The organism is Halostagnicola sp. A-GB9-2 (genome assembly GCF_030068615.1).
Lineage (GTDB): Archaea > Halobacteriota > Halobacteria > Halobacteriales > Natrialbaceae > Halostagnicola.
This window is the reverse complement of the sequence record NZ_JASJOC010000003.1, coordinates 73,800-96,666: the sequence shown is the minus strand read 5'-3', so window position 1 is coordinate 96,666 and position 22,867 is coordinate 73,800. Positions and strand designations below refer to the sequence as shown.

The following is a 22,867-nucleotide window of genomic DNA, read 5'->3' as shown; positions in this document are numbered from 1 at the left end:
GACGAGTATACCAGCGAAGACCACAGCGAGTTTCGCACTATACTGGCTCCGAATTCGTTCTGCCCCTAAAGACCCATAATTCATTGTTATCCTTCCGTTGATTCGCGGTTACACGCACACCGACCACGGTTCGAACACTACGTGTTAACTATCCAAATAATTCTACAAGCAGTTAATTCTTCTCGCCGTAACAGAGACGGTTTCCGTGGCCGCTCGAGCCGGCCGGATGGACACAGCCAATTCGGTCGGCGAGCACGACGAGTTTTCCTGATGCGTTCAGTCAATCCGGACGGGTGATATGGAACGGAAGCCCCTCGACGCCGTCACGCTGGAACTGATCGATCGTGGAGTTTACCTCGTGATACTCGAGGATGTTTTCCTGAATCATCCGTTCGATGATATCTGCCCGGAACTCCAGATCGTCGTAGATGTCTCGTGTGTCCGCGTACCCGAGCAGCGTCGCAATCTGTTCTTCGAGGACGTAGGAGTTGTTCATCCCCTGGAAGACGATCTCGTCCTCGACGGGGTCCCAGTAGAACACCTGCCGGGTGACGACGCCGTCCATCTGGTCGGAGTAGCCCTCGATCTCCTGAACGCTCGTGACCCGACGCAGGACGTCGTCGCCCTGTTTCACCCGGTTCTGGAACAGTGCCACGTCGGCGTTGTCCATGAACGTCTCGGGGACGTTGATCGGGTCCCCGGTAAATCGCTGAATCATCGAAACGATATCGCTCGCGTGGAAGGTAAGCATAACCGGGTGGCCGGTCTGGGCCGCCTGGAACGCCATCCGACCCTCCTCACCACGAACCTCGCCCACGACGATGTACTCCGGACGGGAACGAAGCGCCGCCTCGACCAGATTGAACATGTCGACGTCCGCACTGTCCTCGCTCCGACTCTCTCGAGTCAGTAGCTGTTGCCAGGTGTCGTGAGGGGGAAGCACCTCGGCGGTGTCCTCCGCGGTGTAAATCTTCGAGTCGCGCGGAATGAACGACATGATGCTGTTCAGCGTCGTCGTCTTCCCCGACGCCGTCTCGCCGACGACGAACACCGTTCGCTCGTTCTCGAGACACAACCAGAGATACGCCGCGAGCTGGGGCGAGAGCGTTCCCCAGTTCGTAATCTGGGTGACCGACAGCGGAACCTCGTCGCCCTGACGGATCGTGAGGCTGGGCCCTTTCACACTCACATCGTCGCTGTAAATCACGTTCAGACGGGAGCCGTCCGGAAGCGTCGAGTCGATAATCGGCTCGGCGTCCGTCATCGGGTTCCCGATCCGTTCGCCCATATTGCTCAGCCAGCTATCGAACTCCTCTTGAGTCCCGAAGTCGACGGTCGTCTCGACCATGCCGTAGGTGCCGTGATCGACATAACACTCGTTGGGGCCGATCACGTGAATGTCCTCGTTCTCCGGGTCGCGCATGACCGGTTCGAGCGGGCCGAGGCCGACGATATCGCGGTTCAACCGGTACCTAATGTTCTCGTAAGTCTCCTGTGGAATCTCCTGGATGCCCGGATGAAACTGGACCTTGAGTCGGTCGAGGAAATTGTTCAGGTCGTCGCCCTTGATATGTGTCGCCTCCTGGAGCAACTCCTCGATCTGGTCGTCGTACTCGGCGTCATTTTCGGGTGCGGTCTTGCTCGTACTCCGGCGCAACAGGGAGTCTTTGACCGCCTGAAAGACCTCTTGTTCCTCTTCTGAAAGCGTCGGCTCGACGGCGAAGTACTGCATCTTCGCGCCGACGTCGCCGTAAATGTGGCTGAAAATCGGGCCACCGACCGGGTACAGGACGTTCGGATGATCCGTCTCGTACTCTGCGGATGGCTCGTCAATCAGGACCGGAAATTCGCCCGTGATCTGTCTGAACTTCTTTAAATGTTCACGGAGGTGCGGTCGACGCGCGGCAAGTTCTCGAAGCTCGTCCGACGGCTTTGGTGTTCCCAGCTCTGTCATTGCTAACTCGCTTAGGCAACACTCCGGTTTTCGATCACGATTCCTGTGCCCGAACGGACCGAATAGCCGATGCGGTCACCGACCTGTTCACCCATCCCCGCAAACCGCTTGATGAACAACTGTCGTCGGATATCGTTCCCAACTTCGATCATCTCTAGCTCCATGAAAACGTCCGCGATCGATCTGAACGGCCCGATCGCCTCCTCGCCGACGGTCGAGGGGTCGACCGTCAACACGACGACTTTCCCCTGGGAAATGATATCCCGGAGGAACGAGATTATCTCGAGGGCGGCCTGGCGTTCCTCGTTCTGTTTGACCAGCGCTTCGAACTTCGGATCGTTTCGCAAGATCGCATCGAAGGTGTCGACGATCACAACATCGGCTGTCCAAATGGTTTCTTCTTCCATCAGGTCGGTCAGCAGATCCTGTCGGTTCTGTTCGTCGTCGCTGGCGGATAACACGCTCCCGCTGTCGAGGTCGCCGTGTAAAAACAGCATGTTCTCGAACAGGAGATGCTCTTCGACGTTGTAGTTCAACGAGTGCATCTGTTTGACAAAGCCCTGTACCTCGAGTTCGGTCGAGAGAAAGGAAACCGATTTTCCGGTTTCACAGAGGCCGTAGGCAAACCGCTGGGACAGCGCACTTTTTCCGGCACCGTAGTCCCCTTCCATGAGGACGATACTTCCGGTCGGAATGCCGCCACCAAGTTCCTTGTTCAGTCGGTCGCGATCGTCGAGGCCGATAGAGAAGATATTATTGAGTTGACTCATTGTTCCTCCGCGTCCGGCGATTCTTCGGAAACCGATACGTCGTCGTGGCTCTCGGACATCCCGTCTTGGTTTGTCTCCCAGGAGCCGTCGGCGGAAGCCGACGAATCGCCCGCTGTCTCCCACAGCGCCTGACCGCCGTCAGTGTCCACGCCCTGTGGAGCGACATCGGCCGTGTTTCGAGCGCGTGGTTCGCCGTCGGGTCCGGACGCCTCAGGCCCGTCTCCCGACTCATCTGCCGGGTTCCAGAAGCCATCGTCGTCGTCCTGAGGGGACGACTCCGTTCCGGACTCGTCCCAGAGCGCACCGTTTCCTCCGGACTCCGAGTCGCTCCAGAGATCGCCGGGATCGTCGTCGCCGTCCGACGGGTCATCGTCGGAATCGTCGAGCCAGTCGATCTCATCGTCGGAATCGTTCGCTTGCGAAGCGTCCGAATCATCGTTACCGCCGGCTTGGGAAGCATCCGATTCGTCCGATTCCTCCCAGTCGAACGCCTGTTCCACCGATTCGGAGTCGGTCGATTCGACGACATCCGCCGCCGGTTCGGTATCGGCCGGGTCGAATTCGGTCAGGTCGGCCTCGACCGATTCGGCATCAGTTGATTCGGCTTTGGCTGATTCAGTCTGGCCCGATTCGGCATCAGTTGATTCGGCCTCGACCGATTCGGGCTCGATGTGCTCGAGTCCGGTCGACCCAGCCTCGTCGACGTCGGATTCCTGCCACTCGAGTTCCTGTTCTGCCGTCTCGGACGCCGTCTCATCCCGGTCATCCGCGGGCGGTGAATCGTCCGAAACTGTCGCCGCCGGTTCGTCTACAACCGGGGCCGACGAGTCGTCCGAAGACGGCGAGTCACCTGCAACCGGAGACGGCGAGTTATCCGTAGCTGGAATCGCGTCAGTTGCACCGTTGTCGACGGCCAGCTCTTCGACGATCTCGTCTCCAACAACCTCGTCCTCAACAGCTTCGCCTTCAACAGCTTCGCCTTCAACAACCTCGTCTCCAACAACCTCGTCTCCAACAACCTCGTCTCCAACAACCTCGTCTTCAACAGCCTCAGTTTCAGCCGCAGATAGAGCTTCCCCAACGACACCAGTTTCGGTTGCGGCTGGGGTCTCCGTCTCAGGGGACGCTATCTCGGGTTCGGCTTCACCTGTCTCTAAAACCTCTTCGACAGTCCCGATGTCTCCGCGGGCAGAAGTCTCTTCTATGCTCCCGAGTGGGGTTTCCGTCTCTTCACCGGAGTCAGTCGAACCGGTAGCCATCGTCTCTTCGGCGGCGTCAGCGTCGACAGCAGTCGAGAGGGGTTCGCCACCGCTCGAGTCATCTTCGCTCGCAGTCACTTGTTCACTCGAGTCGTGAGTAGAGGACTGGTCCGCTTCGGGTTGCTCGCGCTCCGATTCGCCCTCGATAACCCACCCGTTCGAAGCCGGTGCCAGCGAGCCGTCGTCGTTCTCGACGCCGATATAACTCACAAAGGTAAACTCCGTACCGGTGCTCGGACCACCGGACCGGTCGTCACCGGCGTCCGTCGCCGCTGAAACGGCGGCAGAGGAGTCCGCCTCGAGCGGCTCTTCTGGCACCTCGCTCTCGGTCGCCGATTCGAACGCATCATCGCGGTCGAATTCGGACTCCGTTTCGGCGGCCGTCGCCCGCTCTTCGATCGCGTCGACATCCAGTTCGGTCTCCAGCCGGCTCGTCGGAATCCCCTCTTCCCGGACCCACTCGCCGAACGTCCGCTGTTTTTTCTTCGGCGATGCGACCTGACTGATCCACCACAGACTCCGGCGGTGGTCGATACCGAGCGAGGAGTTCGGCTGCGGGTCATCGACGTCGGGGCCGCCACCGAAGCCGTTGAGCATCGTCTGCAGGTACTCTTCGACGGGGTCGTCGACCCAGTGAATCGAGCCGTAGAACCGAACCGTCTGGGCTGCTCCCTCGAGGCCGACCTCCTCGACCAGATAGTCCAGCCACTCCATGACGAGAAACTCCGTATCGTATTCGGAGGGGAGCGACTCGAGGTACGGTCTGCCGCCGTCGTTCCAGGCGTTTTCGATGTGATCGTTGGCCGCGGATCCGGCCGTCTCTGGCTGGGTGACATCCGAGTCGAAGACGTCACCCGCGGTGGTCGTCTCCGCCGACTCGGTATCCATCTCCGTCCCAGTTTCGCCAGTCTCGAGGTCGTCGGACATCTCATCTCCCTCGCCGTCCCACTCCGCAGCGCCCGACTCGTATTCGTCCTTGAGGTCGTCGAACGAGAGGTCGCCGCCCCCGACATCGTCGTCCGAGCCGGTATCGTCCTCGAACTCGTCGTCAGCGTCGTCGAACTCGTCACCGAACCCGTCGTCCGTATCGTCCTCGATGACGTCCTCGTCGAGGAAGTCTTCCGCGTCTGCATCGGAGACAGAATCGTCGACTGCCGCTTCCTCCTCGTCATCGCCGTCGAAAATGCTACTATCTCCGAAATTGCCGGTTCCTTGTGCGCCGCCGCTGCCATCGTCGAACGACTCGCTCAGCGAATCTCCTTCGACGAAGGGGTTTACCCCCTGTGTAACCATCTCGTAGACTTCCAGCAGTTTCCGAATGTTCTCTTCGATATCCTCGAGCGATTCGCTGATTTTCTCGTTCTCGCTCTGGACCGTGTTCACCGTCGAGGAAAGCGACCCAACGTCGTTTTCCATCTCCTCGACGCGAGCTTCGATTTCGTTCGACGCGCCATCGCCGTCACCGCCGCCCTCGTCCATCTCGTCGAAGGACATCTCGCCACCACCGCCCATCATGTCATCGCCGCCCATCATATCGTCGCCACCGCCCATCATATCGTCACCGCCACCCATCATATCGCCGCCGCCGCCACCACCGCCGAGGAGGTCATCACCGCCTCCCATGCCGCCACCGCCATCCGTGCTTGATTCGGGCATCAAGCCGCCATCGCTCGTACTCCCGGAGATATTATCGTCTCCCATCAAACTGGAATCACCGCCTCCGGAGCCGTCGTCGTCACCGCCGCTGAACATATCTCCGATTATAGATAGCATGACCATTCATCCCTCAAGCGGGTCGTTGTGTCCCTCGTCGCCCCAGCGTTCTGGTCCGCGTGTCAAAGGAGAACCCGTCAGATCTCCGTGTTGCTCGACGACGAAGGTACCCATATGGTATGTAACTATGAACGTATGTATTAAGTTATTGTGGCCGACTATATTCAAGCTCGCCAACATACAAAATCGACCGTATAGAGCGTCTACTCCGCCATCTGTCGACCGAAACAGTCGGCACCGCGCCCTTAAATGCGTTAAAATTTATAGGAATTAATATGAGGGTTGGTCGGTCGAAGCTGGGATACTGAGATGGATCGTCGGAAACGACGAAAGAGAAACGCCAACAGAGGTTACATCTGCGCATGTAGAACTGTGAGATGACTGATAAGGGACGGGTATTCACCGAGTAACAGCGCTGATATCCCGACAGACAGTTCATATTTTCATACAATCAGATTGGGCGAAGGATTCTTTCTCCCCCGGCTCGAAGTCCAGTGTAGAGGGATGGGCCATGACAGACGGTAACACCGACGACCCGAAAGAAAACGCAGACGTTCCGCCTGTTCTGCCCGAGGAACAGCAAGCACCCGCTGATAGCGGGGGAATTCTCTCGCCCGACGATCTGGATATCTCCGAGAGCCCGTACGTGGCAGAGATTTCGGACAGTCGGTACGTCGTCTCGCCGAACAAGAGCCCGCCGAACGTGTCACAAGAAGAGTCACTCGAGCCCCGGTCCCGATCAACCGAACCAGCCCGCTCGGGGGCCAGCCACGGAAGCGGGGGAACCGACCGGTCGGGGACACGGGGAGAGATACGGAGCCCCGAAGCCGCTCGGACCGTCCTCGCCGACGAGCTCGATCGACTCGATTCGAGGTACGCGATCGATCTCATCTCGCAGTTCGACGACAACACTGTCCGACACCGGACCGCCTCGGACGATGTCGTCGGAACGTTCGACAACCTCGTCCTCTGGTACGCCCAGAGCGTCTCACAGAACACGCCGACGACTCGTGCAGTCTCGATCTTGCTCGCCAGATCCGAGTTCAACGCGCCACTGACCGAGAATCGGATCCGGCAAGCGCTCGGGAAACACGGACTCAGCGAGTCAAGTACGATCGGCGAGTTGCTCGCAGAACTCGAGTAGCGGCGATGTGCAGTTAAAACACGGCTTCTCCGCGATCAACATTCGGCCTCGGTAGCCTCGAGAACGATCTGAAACCGAGAACGTACCGGGATCGAATCGAGGGACGAGCGGCCCGTTCTACGAGCCGTTGAGGAAGATTACGCCGGCCATGAAAAACGCGAGCACGAGCGCGTAGCCGAACAACAACATTCCGCTGTGTACCGATTCGACCGCACGCGAACGCATTCCGAAGTGTCGTGGTCCCTGGGTCATTCTCTGTGCGGTTTTTTCGATGAGAAGGTTATTGCTCTTGTGGCCACCGGAATCACATATCGACTGAGATGAGCATATCGATCAATCGCTGGGTGAGCGCGCCGGTGACGCCGCCGATCCAGAGCAACGCCGTGAAGTGGAGGTAAGAGTTCCCGAAGTGACCGCCGTCGGCCAGTCGCAACACGAGCGACGAGATGAACGCATTGAAGATCAGGACGAGGACGATCAGGTACCGAAGGACGTAGACGTTGTACTGATCCGTATGAATCAACGATCCAGAAACGATGTTCTCGCCGGTGTCGATATCGAAGCCCGAGAGCATCACGGCCAGTTCCAATCCGATGAACAACGCGAACGTCGCGGCGACCGAGATCCCGTACACGACGCCGACGAGCGTCGTCACCTTCTGTTTTCGCTCCTCGCGAAGGTTGAGAATGACGTTCATGTTCGTGCTGATGAGTTCGCCGAGACGTTTCGGGCCGCCACCCATCTCCCGACCGATCAGGTACATGTTACTGAACTTCTGGATCAGGAACGAGTTCGCCTCGCCGGTGAAATACCGCCAGGACTTCTCCGTGCTCAGTCGCATGTTCAGCCGCCGATAGAGGTTGTCGATGTTCTCGGACAACGGCCCGAAATCTTTCGTTCGGAGCGTGTCGAGTACCTCTCCTGTCGTGGCTTGCTTTGCGCTCTCGGTCGTCCCGAGCGCCCGGATAAAGTTCGGGAACTCCCGATCCCGCTCGAAGGTGTTCTTCTCTTCGTACCAGAACACGAGTCCGGGAATCAACATCGGGAGCGTCGCGATAGGCATATACAACAACAGCGGAATCGACCGCACCGGGAACAGCGACGGGATCAATCGGAAGAAGACGAGCGTCATCATGACGACGAAAAAGAGGCTGAGCGAAAACCCGGCGATCGTCGACGCGAGCATCCGCTGTTTCGTTTTCGTCCGGTAGCCCTCCTCGAGGTACCAGATCGGATCGTTCGGGACGACCGCCTGAATGACGAAGAAAAAGCCAATCTGGACGAACATGAACATGACGATAACGAGCGAAACGGTCAGCGTCGGGTTCGTCCCCGACAACAGCGGGAGCACGATCGCGAACACGAGCGCGAACGTCATCGAAATAATCATCGACAGGTAGAGGTCCTTGATGACGTCTAAGTTGTTCATCGACTGCCTGTAGACCGTCGAGTACTGCTCGATCAGGACCTCCTGTTCCTCGAGCAGGAACTTGTCCAACTCCTGGCCGGCTTCCAAGGTGTAGGCCATCCGTTCGAACAGGTCCGTCACCGACTCGCTCGGGACGGCCTTGGCTCGGCGGCGGCATGCGTCCCCGAGGCTCAGGTGCCAGACGTCGACCAGGTCGACGATTCGCTGAATCTCGTCGGCCAGCTCGCCGTACTGATCCTCCCTTGCGAGCTGGCGAAGAACCTCCATCCGGTCGATGTTGGTCGTCGACAGGACCGTCATGTGAATTACGAGCAGGTGGAACCGCTGTTCCATCTCGATTCGGCGACTGTCCACGGCGAGACGCGGATAGCCGAGCGCTGTCGCGAAGACCAACAGCCCGAGAACGGGAACCAGCAACCGGACGAACAGAAAGATGTCCAGCAGGAAGGCAACGACGAACGTCCCGAGGAAAAACAGGAAGGCGGGGACCAAGACCCCCAGCACGTAGTACTTCGCCGGGAGTTCCATCTCCTCGTACGAGCGGATGATGGATCCGCTAACGTTGGCCGCCGCCGCCGTGTTATCTGCGATTCCCATAATCTTCGTCAACCGTTTTCGTCCGCCAGTTTCGTCGCGTGCGGTGTCGACACCGTAGCACTACAGCGCCCCGTAGCACTACTGCGCAGGACACCACGCTGAGACGGTCACCCGACGCATCGACGCAGTCACGGCCGCCGAGGAGGGTCCCTGACGGACACCGACCCGGTGAAAGTGATCGCCGTGTCGGAGCCGTGACCATCACCGTTCGTTATTGGTACGTGTCGGTGCGCTGTATACAAAATTACCGGCCAGTCGCCTACTGCTCCGGCTGGGTTATCGCCTCCTGGGCGGAGCCATCGGTCAGCAGCTCCGGTGCCTGCTCCGGCGTCGCGATCCAGGCGATGTACTGCAAGCTTTGCTTGTGTTCGTCGGTCTCGAGGACCGACTTCGGTTCGGGGTCCGAAGCGATCTCCGTCGCCGGCTGTGAGTCGTCGCCGAAGCCGTTGAGCATCGATTGTAAGTACGTCTCGACCGGCGGCGAGATCCAGCCGACCGACTCGTAATACGCGATCGTCTGGGCCGCACCGGGAACGCCAACCGTCTCGACGAGGAAGGTGAGCCACTCGATTGTCACCAGCTCCGCGTCGCTTCTCGAGGGCTGGACGGCGAGATACGGCGGATCGCCAACCTGGCCGTTTTCGCCGATATCGATCCCGTTGACTGCAGACTGGGCGGACGGATCGGGTTGTGTCTCTTCAGAGACATCGTCCTCGAGCGCGGATGTCTCGATTTCGTCGTCGAGTTCCGAGTCGTCTCCCGACGCATCCTCGTCGTCACCGAGCGTGTCGGAGAACGCATCGTCCTCGAGTCCGTCGTCTGTAAACTCATCGTCCTCGAGCGAGCCGTCCTCGTCGAACTCGTCGCCGAACCCGTCGTCTTCGTCCTCGTCTTCGATCTCGTCGTCGAGGAAATCGTTCGCCTCCGCGTCGACGATCTCCTCGTCGATCTCACCGCCGAGGTCGTCGTCATCGCCGCCGAACATCCCGCCCTCTTCCGTGTCGAAGGCGTTGCCGATCTCCTGGTCGGCGGCGAAGGGGTTGACGCCCTCGGTGACGATTTCATAGAGGTCGACGAGTTTGTCGACGTTCTTCTCGACGGTCGTGATGGAGTCACTGATCTGCTCGTTCTCGCCGCGAACGGTCTCGACTTTGTTCTCGAGGGATTCGACCTCCTTCTCGATTTCGTCGAGCTGATAGGTAATTTCCATCTCCGAATCGTCGTCCTCGTCGTCGGCGAACATCGTCTCGTCGCCCATCAGCCCGTCGTCGGCACCACCCATCAGGTCGTCGCCGCCGCTCACGTCGTCCGATTCGTCATCGCCACCGAGTCCGCTGAAGTCCAGTACCATGTGTGAGTCACCGCATCAGAGTTATTCTCCGCCGTTCTCGACGTGGAAGTCGATGCTATCCTCGTTGTCGTTGACGATCACCGTCGTGCTCGTGTCGCCATCGATCACGATATCGCCGTTTGCCTCCTCGAGATCGATCGTCAGTTCGACCACGTCACCCGTCTGCCAGGAGCTACTATCGGCGTAGAGGTGCTCGAGTTCCGTGTGATCGCTCGAGACGTACTGGCCGTTGACCAGGATATCGACGGCCGAATGATGGGCCTCGAGGTGCTCGGAGCCGATGTTCTTGACGTAGAGGGTTATCCGCTCGTTGGTTTCTTCGTCGCCGGCGTCGTAGATCGAATCCGGTTGGCCGGCGTCGCTAACGATATTGATCTCCGTTTCGATCTCCGTGGACGTCGCCGAGCCCTGCGTTTCGATCGCCCCGCTCAAGTTGTCGACCTCGATGACGAGCGTGCCCGCGATACCCGCCGCGACCACGATACTCGCGATAAACAGAATAAGATGTGTCGCTGAAACGCTTGCCATCTACTCACTCCCCTCGTATTCGGCGCTGTCCGTGATTCCGTACTCGGTGACGAGTTTGACACGCTCTACGTCTTCCTCGTCGATAGCGGAGACGTCGTCGAAATCGAGTACGATCTCGAGGTCCGAGCCCGGATGCCAGATATCGGTTTCGCCGTTCGATTCGGTCTCTCCGCCGGCCGTTTCGGTCACGACGGCGGTCGTATAGTGATCGTAGTGAACGTACACTCCGTTGACCAAGACGTCGACTTTCATCACGTCGATGGTCGTCGTTCCGTCGTTGCTCGCGACGACCGTCGGTTCGCCGTCGATTTCGGAGAACGTCGAGATGTCGATAGCGGTGTTTATCTGGTCTCGAGTTTGATCCGCCTGGGCCGAGAACGCACTGCCGGTATCGCTACCGGCCGCAAACACCGCCGGAAACAGAACACCCGCCGCTAGGAGAAAGCCGATGAGCATAACCGCAACCGCAGCGCTCGTGCTAAACCCCATTAGTTCTCCGAGACACAATGCACGTGCAAAAACGCTCTGGCCATCGAATGATAGCAAGTGTCAGGACAATCAGGCACAAAAGCAGGGACGGCGTCTCGGAAACGAGAGTCTACAGGGGGTAATTTCCGCTCGACCGGAGCCGCGGTGTGCTCGCGGATCGAGCGAACTCGAGCATTCGCCGCTCGAGAACGTTTATTGTGAAATGGTACCAATTAAAAGTCTGTTGACGGGGTACCTCTAGTTGGCGAACGAATGCGTAGTGAGAGGATTCTGGAGGGCAGGTAGTCGATAAACTTCAACTTAACATTTTTTCGGGGAGAATGCCCCTTTCAGCACGACTCCGTCTAGGGGTTTCGATCGGAAGGTGAATACGAGCCTATTTCCAGTAGTGCGGGCGACTTATCAGCGATTCAGAGTCCTTAATTCGACTGAACTACAGGTAGGTTGAGTTAACGGCTTGGACGATCAAACCGTATTATTCCCCCTCACAGACTCAGACTCGAGTGCAGCATGACAGAACCCACGCTTACACGACGACGGTTGACCGTACTCGCCGGATCCGGTCTCGCGGTTGCGCTGGCCGGTTGCAACGACGACGGAGAGGACCCCGAAGAAGAGGATCCAGCGGCTCCCGAAGACGAGGAACCGCCGGAGGAAGAGGATCCGGCTGAGGAGGAGGAAGATCCAGCAGAGGAGGACCCGGCTGAGGAGGAAGAGGACCCGGCTGAGGAGGAAGAGGACCCGGCTGAAGAGGAAGAGGATCCGGATGAAGAGGAAGAGGATCCGGATGAAGAGGAAGAGGATCCGGAGAATGGGAACGAAACGGACGACGACGAGGACGGGAACGAAACGGACGATGACGAGGACGGGAACGAAACCAACGGGTAACGGACAACAGCCCTGGTTCTCGAGACCGACTGGCGACTACCGCGAACTATCGGCCACCCCAACGCGTACGAGGACGGGGAACGGTGCGACTCGAGAACGGTCGTTAGTGTCGTTCGAGTAACGTCGCCGCGAGGAGTGTTGATAGTCACCCGGTAAGCGGGCGACAGCCGGTGGTAAGAGAGCGACAGTCCGATAGCAAGGAGTGATAGTTGTGTCGGAAAAAGGCCGGGGGATGGCCTTTTTGGTAGATATCAGTTCGGGGCGCTGCAGGAGTCGATTTTTGGTGCCTCTCACATCCGTAATCGGTCGCTCCCTGACCCCGTTCCGGGGTTTCGAGGATACCACTATGAAACTTATTGCTAGTTCGTGGGTTGAGTCTTCACAAGAAATGTCTTTCAAGAAATAGTTCTGCCGGTGAGACAGGCGCGAATCTCGAGGTGGTCGCGCGCTCACCGAGTGGGGTACTCGAAGAGGACAAATGAATACTCGAGGGGGAGGACAAATGAATACTCGAGGAGGGACGGGGAGGCCGCAAAATCCAAACGCAGCGGTCGAGGCGGGCGCTCAGAGGCGGATCTTCTCGCCTGCTTCGCCGTCGAGGGTGGTCGGCACGATGAGTTCCTGGCTGATCTGGGCTCCGTCGTTGGTGATGATCGTAATCGCCGCACCGTCGCCCGGCTCGAGCGGTTGGGCTTTCTCCTCGAGCTCGAGCGTGATCGTCCCGCGGTCGGAGCCGTCCTCGAGCACCGTGCCCTCGGAGCCGTCGACGGCGACGTGCTCGCCTTTGACGTAGGCGTGGTCGTTCGGCCCGAGATAGTCGATGACGATATTCCCGAGGTCGATGGGGTTGGAGCCGGGGCCTAAACTGACCGTCATATCGACTGTCTCGATGTGTCCGTTTTCGTCGAGGGTCCCGACCGAGGTGTACACCTCGAGGGTGTTCGAGACCTCCGCCGTACTCTCCTGCCCGGTCGCTTCGGCCTGTGACTGAAGGACGCCAGCAGTGTTCACGAGAACACCCGCCGCGACGACGGCGATGAGCACCATCGCTACGAACATGATGAGTGTTCCAATGCCTACTTGTGCGCGTCTATCTTCGTCAGAGGCCGTCTTGAACATCAAATAATGAAACTGAACGTGTGGTTGTTTACAGCGAGACTGCGGACTCCTGGGTCAGCGTCGACGGTGCCATCAGCAGTTCGACGGTCTGTGCACCGTCAGCCGTCGTGATCAGGAACTGAGCCGAACCGCCGGACTGGATTGGCGAGAAGTCGTCTTCGTCGCCGTTGAGGTTAATGTTGATCTCGAGGTGGTTGTCGGACTCGAGGATCGCGCCGAAGTCGTTGTCCTCGCTGAGGATACGTTGCTCACCGTCGAGTTCCTGTATCTCGAGGTCCCCGAGTTCCTCGGCGGTACCGCGTTCGGTGTGAGAGTTGACGTATTCGAACGTCGCCGCGCTCAGGTCAACCGGATCCGAACCCGGGCCGAGCGAGACCATCATCGAAGCATGCTGGACCATGTGTTCGGTTCCAGCGTTGGAAGCGATGGAGACGTCTGGGTTGTCGGCGAAATCAGATGTGGTAGTGCCATCCTGCAACGCATCGATGTCGACCACAACTTCGCCATCTTCAACATCTTCTGCAGTGATTTCAGTCGTCTCACCGCTCGCAGAATTAGTATCGTCTTGGACGTAAACAGTCCAGTCCTCACTGGACAGATCTTGACTCTCGAAGAGATCTGTCTCAGTGTCGAGGTGCTCGCTAGCTCCAATATCGATGGTTTCCACAGCATTATCGTCACTATCCTGTAGTTCGATAGTGAAGTCCAACTCTTCGATATTCTCACCGTCGGCTGCTTCGATATTGTCCTCGAAGACGACATCGACATCACTCAAGTCGCCCTCCAACTGGACCTCTTCTACCTGTCCCGTCGCCGAGTCTATCTGGACGACATTCGAGACCTGCGCTGTACTTTCTTGACCCGTTGCCTCTGCCTGCGACTGCAGCAGACCAGCGGTGTTAATCAGTACACCTGCCGCAATCGCCGCGACAAGCACCATCGCGATGAACACGATGAGTGTACCGATTCCCACCTGACCGCGCTCTTCGTCGTCTGTGATTCGTTCGAACATTGTTTGTTTGTGTATTTGCGCCCGACATTACCGTGAGTTGCACTGCACTTCCGCTGGTAACTACCGGAACGTGTCAGTCAATTCTAACGGATCCGTATTAAGTCTACTCGCCATTTCGACACTATATAAAGTTACTTGCTGTCCCGTTAAATACGAAATTACCGGTTAGACGGCTGTATGGTGTACTCTACAAAACCCATCGCACTAAAAAATGTTATGTATCTATGGAAGACATATAATTTAGATCTTCATTAGGTAGTGATGCTATGAAAGAGAGAAGCGGCCTTAGAGCGTGACTGCAGAGGACTCCGTCAGCGTCGACGGTGCCATCAGCAGTTCGACGGTCTGTGCACCGTCAGCCGTCGTAATCAGGAACTCGGCGGAGCCACCGGATTGCATCGGTGAGAAGTCGTCCTCGTCGCCTGCAAGATTAATGTTGATCTCGATCTGGTTGTCGGACTCGAGAATCGCGGCGAAGTCGTTGTCCTCACCGTAGACTTGTTCCTCGCCACCGATTTCGGCGAGGTAGAGGTCGTCGAGCTCCTCGGCGGTACCGCGCTCGGTGTGGGAGTTGACGTACTCGAACGTCGCCGCGCTCATGTCAACCGGATCCGAACCCGGGCCGAGCGAGACCATCATCGAAGCCTCGTGAACCATATGCTCAGATTCAGTGTAGCTGTCATCGTATGCTTCGACGCCAGCACTATCGGCGCTAAGTTCCGGAATTTGGTTGCCTTGAGTGTCCTCAATTACGAGTTCAACATCGCCTTCGTCAACAATGCCAATCTCGAATGCGTCAGATTCCTCACCGTGGGTATAAGTGGTCCCATCACCATCATCTGTATCAGTGACAGTGACAGTCACCTCGGATCCATTAGTGATGTCAGTTGATATGGAATCTGTAGTGGCTCCGTCAAGATCAACAATAGTGAACGTTTCACCATCTATCTCAACCTCGGCCTCCGTAATCGTAGTTTGGGCGTCACTAAATGTCACGTCCACATCTTCATAGGCGTCGTAAGTTTCGATTTCTTCAACCTGTCCCGTTGCCGAATCGATTTGGACAACGTTCGACACCTGTGCCGTACTCTCTTCACCTGTTGCCTGTGCTTGTGACTGGAGAAGACCCGCAGTGTTGATCAGAACCCCTGCCGCAATCGCTGCGACAAGTACCATCGCGATGAACACGATGAGTGTCCCAATTCCGACCTGACCGCGCTCTTCTTCGTCTGTGATTCGTTCGAACATTATTATCTGTGTTTGCGCCCGGCGTTACCGCAAGCCATACTGTACTTTTGCTGGTAACTACCGGTACGTGTCAAGTGATTCTGACGGACCTGTATTAAGTCTACTCGCCATTTCGACACTATATAAAGGTACTTGCCGATCCAGTTAAATCCGAAAATGCCGGTTTAGAGCTGTGTAGTGTTTTCTCTAAAATATATCGTACTAAAAAGCATTATATGTCTAATGAAGACATATAATTTAAACCTTCATTAGGAAGTGATGCTATGAAAGAGAGAAGCGACCTTAGAGCGTGACTGCAGAGGACTCCGTCAGCGTCGACGGCGCCATCAGCAGTTCGACGGTCTGTGCACCGTCAGCCGTCGTGATCAGGAACTCAGCCGAGCCGCCGGACATGATGGGCGAGAACTGGTCATCGGTTCCGGCGAGAGCGATGTCGATCGCAATCTGGTTGTCGGACTCGAGGATCGCACCGAAGTCGTCGTCCTCACCGTAGACTTGTTCCTCGCCACCGATTTCGAGGAGGTCGAGGTCTTCAAGCTCCTCGGCGGTACCGCGCTCGGTGTGTGAGTTGACGTACTCGAACGTCGCCGCGCTCAGGTCAACCGGATCCGAACCCGGGCCGAGCGAGACCATCATCGAGGCCTCGTAGACGACGTGTTCGCTATCTGCCTCGAGGAGACCGTTTTCGTCTTCGAACTCTTCAACGTTGGTACCTGCGACAAGTTCGATGTCGTCGTTGGCATCGTTATCCTCAATCTCGATGGTGAAGGTACTTTCATCCTGAATGTCCACGTCGAGAGATGCTGTTGCGCCACCGACATTAGTAACACTGTCAGGGACTTCAATATCAATAGTCGTAACGTTATCAATAGAGATGCCGTCTAAGGATCCGTCAGCCGAGGCATCGAGGGTAACAGTTTCATCCTCGATAGCCTCTCCACTGGAATCTTCCGCACCATTGATGGTTACATATATATCTTCACCCTGAAGATCGTCATTTTCAGTGGCTCCTGCGAAACTAACGTCGACCCCGTCATACGTTTCGGAGACGATGTCCGAAGCAGGTGCGACGTGTCCCGTCGCCGAGTCTATCTGGACGACATTCGAAACCTGCGCTGTACTTTCTTGACCCGTTGCCTCTGCCTGCGACTGGAGAAGACCCGCAGTGTTGATAAGAACCCCTGCCGCAATCGCTGCGACAAGTACCATCGCGATGAACACGATGAGTGTACCGATTCCCACCTGACCGCGCTCTTCTTCGTCTGTGATTCGTTCGAACATTATTATCTGTGTTTGCGCCCGGCACCCACCGTCAGAGATTCCCGCACGTCTGCCAGCAACCGCCGGGTCGTGTCTTGCGTTTTTTAGCGCCCCCTAATAAGACTATTCGCCATATCTGACACTATATAACTCTACTTGCCGATGACGCTACGGCTTAAATCTACTTGCCGTACCTGGGTTTTAGTATATAATTCTACTCGCCAATTGGCCAAAATCTAAGCTAGCTATCACTTGATTCGGGCGGGACACTTAAGCCCACTGGCCTGAATTTCTTCCCCATGGACATCATCGACGGGGACAAAGTCGAGTGTAGTCGCTGTGACGAACTTACATCACTTGACGACGTCAACGTACTGGGGAAACGGAACAATCGAACGTACGCGAAACCGGTCTGTGACGACTGCCTCGACGGGATCGGCGTCCCGCGCGGGTACGAACTCGAGCGCGACGTGAGCTACCTCAAGCAGAACTCGAACGAAACCCACTCCTGAGCACCGCCGGTCGACCTCCTCTTCTGGATCTCGAGTGCACGTCGACGAGCCGTCGGCTCGAGCAGTGACTCGAGCCCCCACACTACTCGAGCACTCACGAGTACTCGTCTGTGAGTGAAAGTCGTGGGAAGAGATATATAGAACGGCAGTTTCACCCCCATTTCGAACCTGAATTCCGGCGAATCGGACCTAAATTCGAACCCGTTCGCTTCGACTCGAGAATAGTTCCCAAAACACAGGACGTGAGCGTGATTCACGCCCACAAGCGCCGCGGGAGGTTCCACCCGAAACGGATGGTCGCGTGACGCCTCGAGCGTGCCTCGCGTGCAGGATCTAATATGAATCTACACGGAAAGTGGTACAGAAAAGGGAGTCTCGTCGGACGTTATTTTCACTCGATAACAGTAATTATATGACACTACAGCACATCAGCCCAAATGGAAGTCATGGACTCCGCGCACGGGGGCGTTTTGTATTGAAATGCCCCGGGTGAGCCAAGCACCCGAGACGTGGCTTCCAAACCCGAGAGGGTTTGTCAACCATGTTCGGATTTATTCTCCGCGGGCTTAAACATCCCGTCCGACACCTGAATCGAATACCAGATACCAGCGCCCTCGAGCGATTGCCAGCCCAGACCGCCCGGTCCGGAGGTCAGCCGCGATGACCGCCTCGAGTGCCCCCCTCACCGTCAAAATCGTCGAAACGCTCGAGGCCCACGGACTCTCGCGAGATGCCTACCGGCTGGCCGACGAAATCGACCCCGAGGCGATCGAGCGCGTTCTCGAGTCCGGCGGGCCACGGACCTCGGTCCGCTGTTCGGTTCGAGAAATTCCGCTGGTCGTCACCGCCGACGGTCCACGGGTGGTTTCGACGTGAGCGACTCCGAGCGCGACTCGAGTACCGATTGTGAGTCAGACCTCGAGAGCGCCCCCGATTCGGCCCCCGACTGGGCGAACGAGACGGACCTGGATCCGGCGGACTGTCCGTTCCCGCTCTGTCCCCACTGTGGCCGACCCGTTACTCGAGTGACCAGCACCGGTCCCGCCGACCACACCGCGAGTCCGTGTGGCTGTCGGGTGAGCGGGAACCTACTCGAGTAGTTCCCTTCCGACGATCCCGTTCTCACAATCTCGGCGGGTGCAGACGGACTCCGCCGCTTCGGTAAACAGATCACACCCGAAGGGGTTTGAAACCGACTCGAGTTACCGTAACCGAAGGCCGAGGAGAACGACGATCGAACCGACTGCAACGACCCCGCCGAATCCGGGTGTCCCATCAGACTCCGTCTCCTCGCCGTCGGACACCTCTTTCTCGGATTCCTCGCTCGCCGGAGCGACGACCGCTTCGAATCCGTCCAGTTCGGTCTCCGTCTCCCACAGCGCCCGTTCGCCGTCCGCGACAGTCGGTTCGGGTGTCGACGACTCGAGTGTGGACCCTGTTGGGCCCTCGAGTACGAGCGGCCGATCCGTCTCGAAACCGCTCGCAAACGGTTCGTCGACGACGAGCGAGTCACCATCGACAGCCGCCAACTCGTGCCAGGTTACCGAGAGCGACACGATACCGCGATCGTCAGCGGACCGGAGGTTGACCTCGTCCCCGGCAATCGACATATTGTCGGACGTATCGATCTCAGCCGAGACGGTTTCTATTCGATCGGTGAATCGCTCGAGTAGTTCGTCTTGTGTCTCCTCGTCCGCTCGAATCGATTCGAACGACTCGCGTTCGTCCGAGTCAGTAATGTCGTAAACCGAAACGAGCGTCACTGTTGCATCGCCGTCATCGGAAAGTTGGACGTGAAGAGACGGCTCCTCGCTACCTGCAGGGTCGGCGATGTCCTGCGTGCCGCTCGAACCGGCGACTGGTGTGGCTACTGCACTCAACAGAACCAGCGACACCAATCCCACCACAGCGACTGTTCCCCGCATGATTTAGGCGAGTGTCGGTCGCGCGTTGCCAGAGCCGCTATCCGACGGGTGAGTGTCCGAGCTGTCGTCCGAGGTGGATACATCGGATCCGCTGTTGTCTTCACTCGAAGATCCGCCGTCAGAACCGCCATCCGTGGATTCGTTCCCGTCAGCGTCTTCCGCTCCGACCGTGTCCGCATCGCTATCTTCGGCCTGCTCTCCGGGAGTTTCTTCAGCAGCTCCGTTCCCGGGGCCAGCAAAAGCAGTGTCATTAGTGCCGTTTTCTCGTTCCAGACCAGCCGGGTTCCCGGCTGCGTCTGGCGTTTCGTTCCCGTCGACGCCCTCGTTCGGAGCGTCGACTGGACCGCCTGGGGCCCGATCACTCACAACCGAGTGACCAACCGAATTGCCAGCGATTGATCGTGCGATTTCAGCCGTTTCTGGCCCACTAAGCTCGTTCGCACGGTCGCTGAGTTCCTGAATAGCGCTGGTGTTGATACCGCGTTCTTCGAGTGTGTCCGCTGGGATTTCGCTTGCATTGGTCGCCGTACTGTTAGCCAGTCGGTCGGCGGTTCGGGTTTCCGCTTCGATTGTCGCAATTGCGGCCCGGTACTCTCCCTCGCTAATGTTCCCAGCCTCACGCTCCGCTTCAAGTGATTCCTGTCGCTCCTCGAGGGACGCAAGTCGTTCGTCAACATCAGCAAGTTGCTCGCCAACAACGGCCGCTTTCGTTTCGTTGGTCTGAGCGCTCGCAATCTTGATACCGTACGCGCGATCCGAGACCTCAGCGTCGACCTCGGCCTCCTGCACTCCGATAACGCCGTTTAGCCGTTCTCCGGGGGCAATGGATTCGTTCGGTTCCTGTGCGTCCTGTGCACTTTGATCGGAATCATCCGCAAGGGCTCCCGCCGCCCCCAGTGGTAGTACAGCCAGCGAGACAACGAGTGCCACGGCCAGCACGATCGGTGTGATTTTGCTCATTGTACTCAACCCCAGACAGTCTCCACTAATAGACTATCACGATACTATCGGCGGTTCAACGACGTTTTCGACGGTTTAACTCGGTTTTCGTCCCGCCGCCTGCTGGCGATTCCGCCAGACGGACGGTGCTCTCCCCTATCCATCAATCGTATATCAGGATCTACAACGAGATACCACAAACCATCACGTCGATTGGTCGGTCGACACCTCCTCACCCTCATCGGGAAACGAAAGCACGTTCTCACGACCGAGTCGGAACGACTCGAGGGTCCCCTCCTCTCGCAACCCACTCACGACTTTGCTCGTCTTTGCGTCCGTCCACTCGAGGGATTCCACGACCGCTTGTTGTTTCATTCGCCCACCGTTTTCCTCGAGCAAATGCAGGAGTTGCTCCTCGTTGCTCATGAGTTCCGGTTGGAGGGTCGATGGTTCGCTACTGGGGTCCGAGCTATCGGACGTCTCATCTGCAGATTCAGCTGGCGCGCTGTCGATAACCGCTTGCTCGGACTCGCCTTGACGAGTTCGATACCACCAGCCGATACCGACCACGACCACACCGACGACCCCAACACTGACTGCGGCGACTATGGTGTTCAGTCCATCGTCGGCGGGCGAGACAACGAGACTCGGCTCGCCGGAGATGAAGTCGGTTTCGTCCCCGTGCCAAAGCGCTGCCTGGTGGCGTTGATCGTCTGGATCAGGAGAAATCGACTCGGGTTCGTGTTCCTCGGGCCATTCGATCAACAATCGCGTTCCGTCGTCGATGTTTATTCCGTCGATCGCATCACCGACGTGTAATCGTTCAGCTTCGACGGCGGCAAAGCCTGTCCACTGGAACGAATAGCTGATAACGCCGTACTCGCGTGCGAACGATTGACGATCAGTCTCGATGTGAAAGTCGTTCGCCGACATCTCCCGCTCCGTTGTCGCACTTGCCCCGTCGACCGTGGCCTCGATCCGGTCTGCGAACTCCTGTGTGTGTGCGGCTGGGTCCTCGTCGATATCGTCCTCGAGCGATTCGAACGCATCGACCGTCTCGGCATCGTCGAGGTGAACCCAGAGTTCGATCGTCCACTCAGCCGATCCATCGGATTCGACCGCGATATTCATTCTGACTTCGTCTGTGTCGATGTCCTCGGGTTGTGAGACCAGTGGATCTGATTGGGCGGCGTCTGCAGTCACGGTCGGTCCACCCACCACGGCCGCACCCATTACGAGAAAAACGATTACCCCTACGCGAACGTCCATACGACCACTGTGTGAAGAGCTTCGTATAAAATATTCGAAAGACAGGAACTTTCAATTGAATGGGGCCATAAGCCCTATAAGTAATGATATTGCCCATTTGAGAGAGTTGACTGATTCAAATATCAACTTAGAACAATAAATAGCGTTCTCTTAGGCGGATCCGGAACCCCTCCTCACCGAGTTCCCCAACCCAAACCGCCGATCGCGACGAGAAACCGGTGACGATTCCGTAGACAACAGGAAGCGCCCAGAGAATCGCAGAACCCCATTGGACGGCCCGATAACGGTCTCAAAGGTCAACGTCGTCATCATTTGCTATATCGTCCTCGTGAGTGTCGCCGTTCGCTTCGTCACCCGACTCGTTGGTAGACGCCCCACCGTCCGCCGCATCGAATTCTTCGATGACACTTTCCATAAGCGTGAGCACGTTCTCTTCCTCTGCGATCCGCACCGGCTCCGGATAGACACCGATAGTCACGAGGTGATCGTCGTTGCTCTCGATCGCTTCAGTCACGTGAAGATAGACATCGACATCCTCCCCGTCAAATCGCGCGTCGGCACTGAATCGCGACTGCATCGTGTCCTGATCGAGAATAGTGATGGCATCGTCTTCCTCGCGTGAGATATTACTGATGTCATCGTAGTTATCTTCGACGAGTTCGACTAACTCTTCGGCATCCATCTCCTCGACGGGATTGAACTCTCGACCGAAGACACTCACCTGTGGCGTCGTAAGCACGAGAAAGACGGCACCGCGCCGGTCGCCGAGCGGTCCCATATCAACCGATTTTTCGTATTCGGTTAGCTGATTGGTGACGGACACGCTCTCTTCGTAAAGTAGCAAATCAACCTCCTCTTCGACGGGTATCTCCTCGATACCGACGCTTTCGTACTCCGTCTCCTCGAGCACGCTTTGTTCGACACCGCCCGGTTCCGAGGAATGCTCGTCGAGTCCAGCAAGGCCCAAGCAACCTGCAAGACCTGCGAGGGACACCGTCCCAGCGCTGGCGAGAAGGGGTCTTCGATTCATTGTGAAAAGGAATCTCTGTCTCATTTATTTGAGTTTATCGGCTCCGAGAAGAACGTGTGAGCAAGGATATTCGACGACTCGCGACACTCGACGTCGTCGAATATGAAGGGGATGGGAACTGTGAGCCAAAGCGGCCAGTTCTCAAGCACAAACACGTCGTTATCGAGCCAGTTGTCTACTGACAGATGGCAACGGTCCTTCTCCATCCCGACGAACAAAAGTCATTGCAGTCACATCCAACCGACATCGAAGACCGAATTCGGTCGAAGCTAGATGAAGCTGGAATGTCTTCTGAACGATAGTTCAAACACTAAAAGAGTTCGTTCACTGAAAACGAGGGGTGTCCCGTTCGATACGTCACACTCAGCGAC

Annotated in this window: 22 protein-coding genes; 6 read left to right on the top strand and 16 right to left on the bottom strand. The window is 57.4% G+C overall.

Annotated features, from left to right (window positions below):
• Nucleotides 1-280: 280 nt before the first annotated feature.
• The 3 genes from QNM96_RS08915 to QNM96_RS08905 are packed head-to-tail and all read right to left on the bottom strand — an operon-like array spanning nucleotide 281 to nucleotide 5,756.
• Nucleotides 281-1,954 (bottom strand): type II/IV secretion system ATPase subunit, encoded by a 1,674-nt coding sequence (locus QNM96_RS08915; protein WP_283835792.1) that lies wholly within the window; start codon nucleotides 1,952-1,954, stop codon nucleotides 281-283.
• Between the two features lie 11 nt (nucleotides 1,955-1,965).
• Complete coding sequence (locus QNM96_RS08910; RefSeq protein WP_283835790.1) at nucleotides 1,966-2,724, bottom strand: ATPase domain-containing protein; 759 nt, start codon at nucleotides 2,722-2,724, stop codon at nucleotides 1,966-1,968.
• Nucleotides 2,721-5,756: a FlaD/FlaE family flagellar protein gene (locus QNM96_RS08905; RefSeq protein WP_283835788.1), complete on the bottom strand. Its 3,036-nt coding sequence runs from the start codon at nucleotides 5,754-5,756 to the stop codon at nucleotides 2,721-2,723. The genes QNM96_RS08910 and QNM96_RS08905 overlap by 4 nt, the downstream gene beginning before the upstream one ends.
• Nucleotides 5,757-6,267: 511 nt before the next feature.
• Here QNM96_RS08905 and QNM96_RS08900 point away from each other — a divergent pair.
• Entirely contained in the window at nucleotides 6,268-6,900 is a 633-nt protein-coding gene (locus tag QNM96_RS08900) for a flagella cluster protein (protein ID WP_283835787.1), read from the top strand.
• Nucleotides 6,901-7,017: 117 nt separating this feature from the next.
• Here the strand turns inward: QNM96_RS08900 and QNM96_RS08895 are convergent, their stop codons facing one another.
• The 5 genes from QNM96_RS08895 to QNM96_RS08875 form a co-directional block, all read right to left on the bottom strand.
• Nucleotides 7,018-7,152, bottom strand: coding sequence for a hypothetical protein (locus QNM96_RS08895; RefSeq protein WP_283835786.1), 135 nt, complete (start codon nucleotides 7,150-7,152; stop codon nucleotides 7,018-7,020).
• A gap of 52 nt (nucleotides 7,153-7,204) precedes the next feature.
• Complete coding sequence (gene flaJ / locus QNM96_RS08890) at nucleotides 7,205-8,926, bottom strand: archaellar assembly protein FlaJ (RefSeq protein WP_283835785.1); 1,722 nt, start codon at nucleotides 8,924-8,926, stop codon at nucleotides 7,205-7,207.
• 259 nt (nucleotides 8,927-9,185) lie between these two features.
• Nucleotides 9,186-10,277 carry a FlaD/FlaE family flagellar protein gene (locus tag QNM96_RS08885; RefSeq protein WP_283835784.1) on the bottom strand — a complete coding sequence of 364 codons (1,092 nt, stop codon included), beginning with the start codon at nucleotides 10,275-10,277 and terminating at the stop codon, nucleotides 9,186-9,188.
• Between the two features lie 21 nt (nucleotides 10,278-10,298).
• Complete coding sequence (locus QNM96_RS08880) at nucleotides 10,299-10,805, bottom strand: flagellin (protein WP_283835783.1); 507 nt, start codon at nucleotides 10,803-10,805, stop codon at nucleotides 10,299-10,301.
• The gene (locus QNM96_RS08875) at nucleotides 10,806-11,294 is read right to left on the bottom strand and encodes a flagellin (RefSeq protein ID WP_283835782.1); all 489 of its coding nucleotides are present in this window, start codon (nucleotides 11,292-11,294) and stop codon (nucleotides 10,806-10,808) included.
• 510 nt (nucleotides 11,295-11,804) lie between these two features.
• On the opposite strand from QNM96_RS08875, the gene QNM96_RS08870 reads away from it, so the two are divergent.
• Nucleotides 11,805-12,182, top strand: a complete 378-nt coding sequence (locus QNM96_RS08870) for a hypothetical protein (protein ID WP_283835781.1) — start codon at nucleotides 11,805-11,807, stop codon at nucleotides 12,180-12,182.
• 564 nt (nucleotides 12,183-12,746) lie between these two features.
• Here QNM96_RS08870 and QNM96_RS08865 read toward each other — a convergent pair.
• The 4 genes from QNM96_RS08865 to QNM96_RS08850 all read right to left on the bottom strand — a co-directional run bounded on the left by QNM96_RS08865 (nucleotide 12,747) and on the right by QNM96_RS08850 (nucleotide 16,842).
• Entirely contained in the window at nucleotides 12,747-13,301 is a 555-nt protein-coding gene (locus QNM96_RS08865; protein WP_283835780.1) for an archaellin/type IV pilin N-terminal domain-containing protein, read from the bottom strand.
• A gap of 28 nt (nucleotides 13,302-13,329) precedes the next feature.
• The gene (locus QNM96_RS08860) at nucleotides 13,330-14,313 is read right to left on the bottom strand and encodes an archaellin/type IV pilin N-terminal domain-containing protein (protein ID WP_283835779.1); all 984 of its coding nucleotides are present in this window, start codon (nucleotides 14,311-14,313) and stop codon (nucleotides 13,330-13,332) included.
• A gap of 285 nt (nucleotides 14,314-14,598) precedes the next feature.
• Nucleotides 14,599-15,561, bottom strand: coding sequence for an archaellin/type IV pilin N-terminal domain-containing protein (locus tag QNM96_RS08855; RefSeq protein ID WP_283835778.1), 963 nt, complete (start codon nucleotides 15,559-15,561; stop codon nucleotides 14,599-14,601).
• A 282-nt stretch (nucleotides 15,562-15,843) separates the two neighbouring features.
• Complete coding sequence (locus QNM96_RS08850; RefSeq protein WP_283835777.1) at nucleotides 15,844-16,842, bottom strand: archaellin/type IV pilin N-terminal domain-containing protein; 999 nt, start codon at nucleotides 16,840-16,842, stop codon at nucleotides 15,844-15,846.
• Nucleotides 16,843-17,120: 278 nt separating this feature from the next.
• Between QNM96_RS08850 and QNM96_RS08845 the strand changes: the two genes are divergently transcribed.
• From QNM96_RS08845 to QNM96_RS08835, 3 genes are all read left to right on the top strand, one after another.
• On the top strand, nucleotides 17,121-17,333 hold the full coding sequence (locus QNM96_RS08845; RefSeq protein ID WP_283835776.1) for a hypothetical protein: 213 nt from the start codon (nucleotides 17,121-17,123) through the stop codon (nucleotides 17,331-17,333).
• Nucleotides 17,334-17,993: 660 nt separating this feature from the next.
• Nucleotides 17,994-18,209, top strand: a complete 216-nt coding sequence (locus QNM96_RS08840; protein ID WP_283835775.1) for a hypothetical protein — start codon at nucleotides 17,994-17,996, stop codon at nucleotides 18,207-18,209.
• Complete coding sequence (locus tag QNM96_RS08835) at nucleotides 18,206-18,433, top strand: hypothetical protein (RefSeq protein WP_283835774.1); 228 nt, start codon at nucleotides 18,206-18,208, stop codon at nucleotides 18,431-18,433. The genes QNM96_RS08840 and QNM96_RS08835 overlap by 4 nt, the downstream gene beginning before the upstream one ends.
• Nucleotides 18,434-18,535: 102 nt before the next feature.
• On the opposite strand, the gene QNM96_RS08830 is transcribed toward QNM96_RS08835, so the two are convergent.
• The 4 genes from QNM96_RS08830 to QNM96_RS08815 all read right to left on the bottom strand — a co-directional run bounded on the left by QNM96_RS08830 (nucleotide 18,536) and on the right by QNM96_RS08815 (nucleotide 22,496).
• On the bottom strand, nucleotides 18,536-19,258 hold the full coding sequence (locus tag QNM96_RS08830; protein WP_283835773.1) for a hypothetical protein: 723 nt from the start codon (nucleotides 19,256-19,258) through the stop codon (nucleotides 18,536-18,538).
• A 3-nt stretch (nucleotides 19,259-19,261) separates the two neighbouring features.
• Nucleotides 19,262-20,218: a hypothetical protein gene (locus QNM96_RS08825; RefSeq protein ID WP_283835772.1), complete on the bottom strand. Its 957-nt coding sequence runs from the start codon at nucleotides 20,216-20,218 to the stop codon at nucleotides 19,262-19,264.
• A 183-nt stretch (nucleotides 20,219-20,401) separates the two neighbouring features.
• Entirely contained in the window at nucleotides 20,402-21,466 is a 1,065-nt protein-coding gene (locus tag QNM96_RS08820) for a hypothetical protein (protein ID WP_283835771.1), read from the bottom strand.
• A 289-nt stretch (nucleotides 21,467-21,755) separates the two neighbouring features.
• Nucleotides 21,756-22,496, bottom strand: a complete 741-nt coding sequence (locus QNM96_RS08815; protein WP_283835770.1) for a DUF6517 family protein — start codon at nucleotides 22,494-22,496, stop codon at nucleotides 21,756-21,758.
• Between the two features lie 56 nt (nucleotides 22,497-22,552).
• On the opposite strand from QNM96_RS08815, the gene QNM96_RS08810 reads away from it, so the two are divergent.
• Nucleotides 22,553-22,678 (top strand): hypothetical protein, encoded by a 126-nt coding sequence (locus QNM96_RS08810; protein WP_283835769.1) that lies wholly within the window; start codon nucleotides 22,553-22,555, stop codon nucleotides 22,676-22,678.
• The last annotated feature ends 189 nt before the right edge of the window (nucleotides 22,679-22,867 follow it).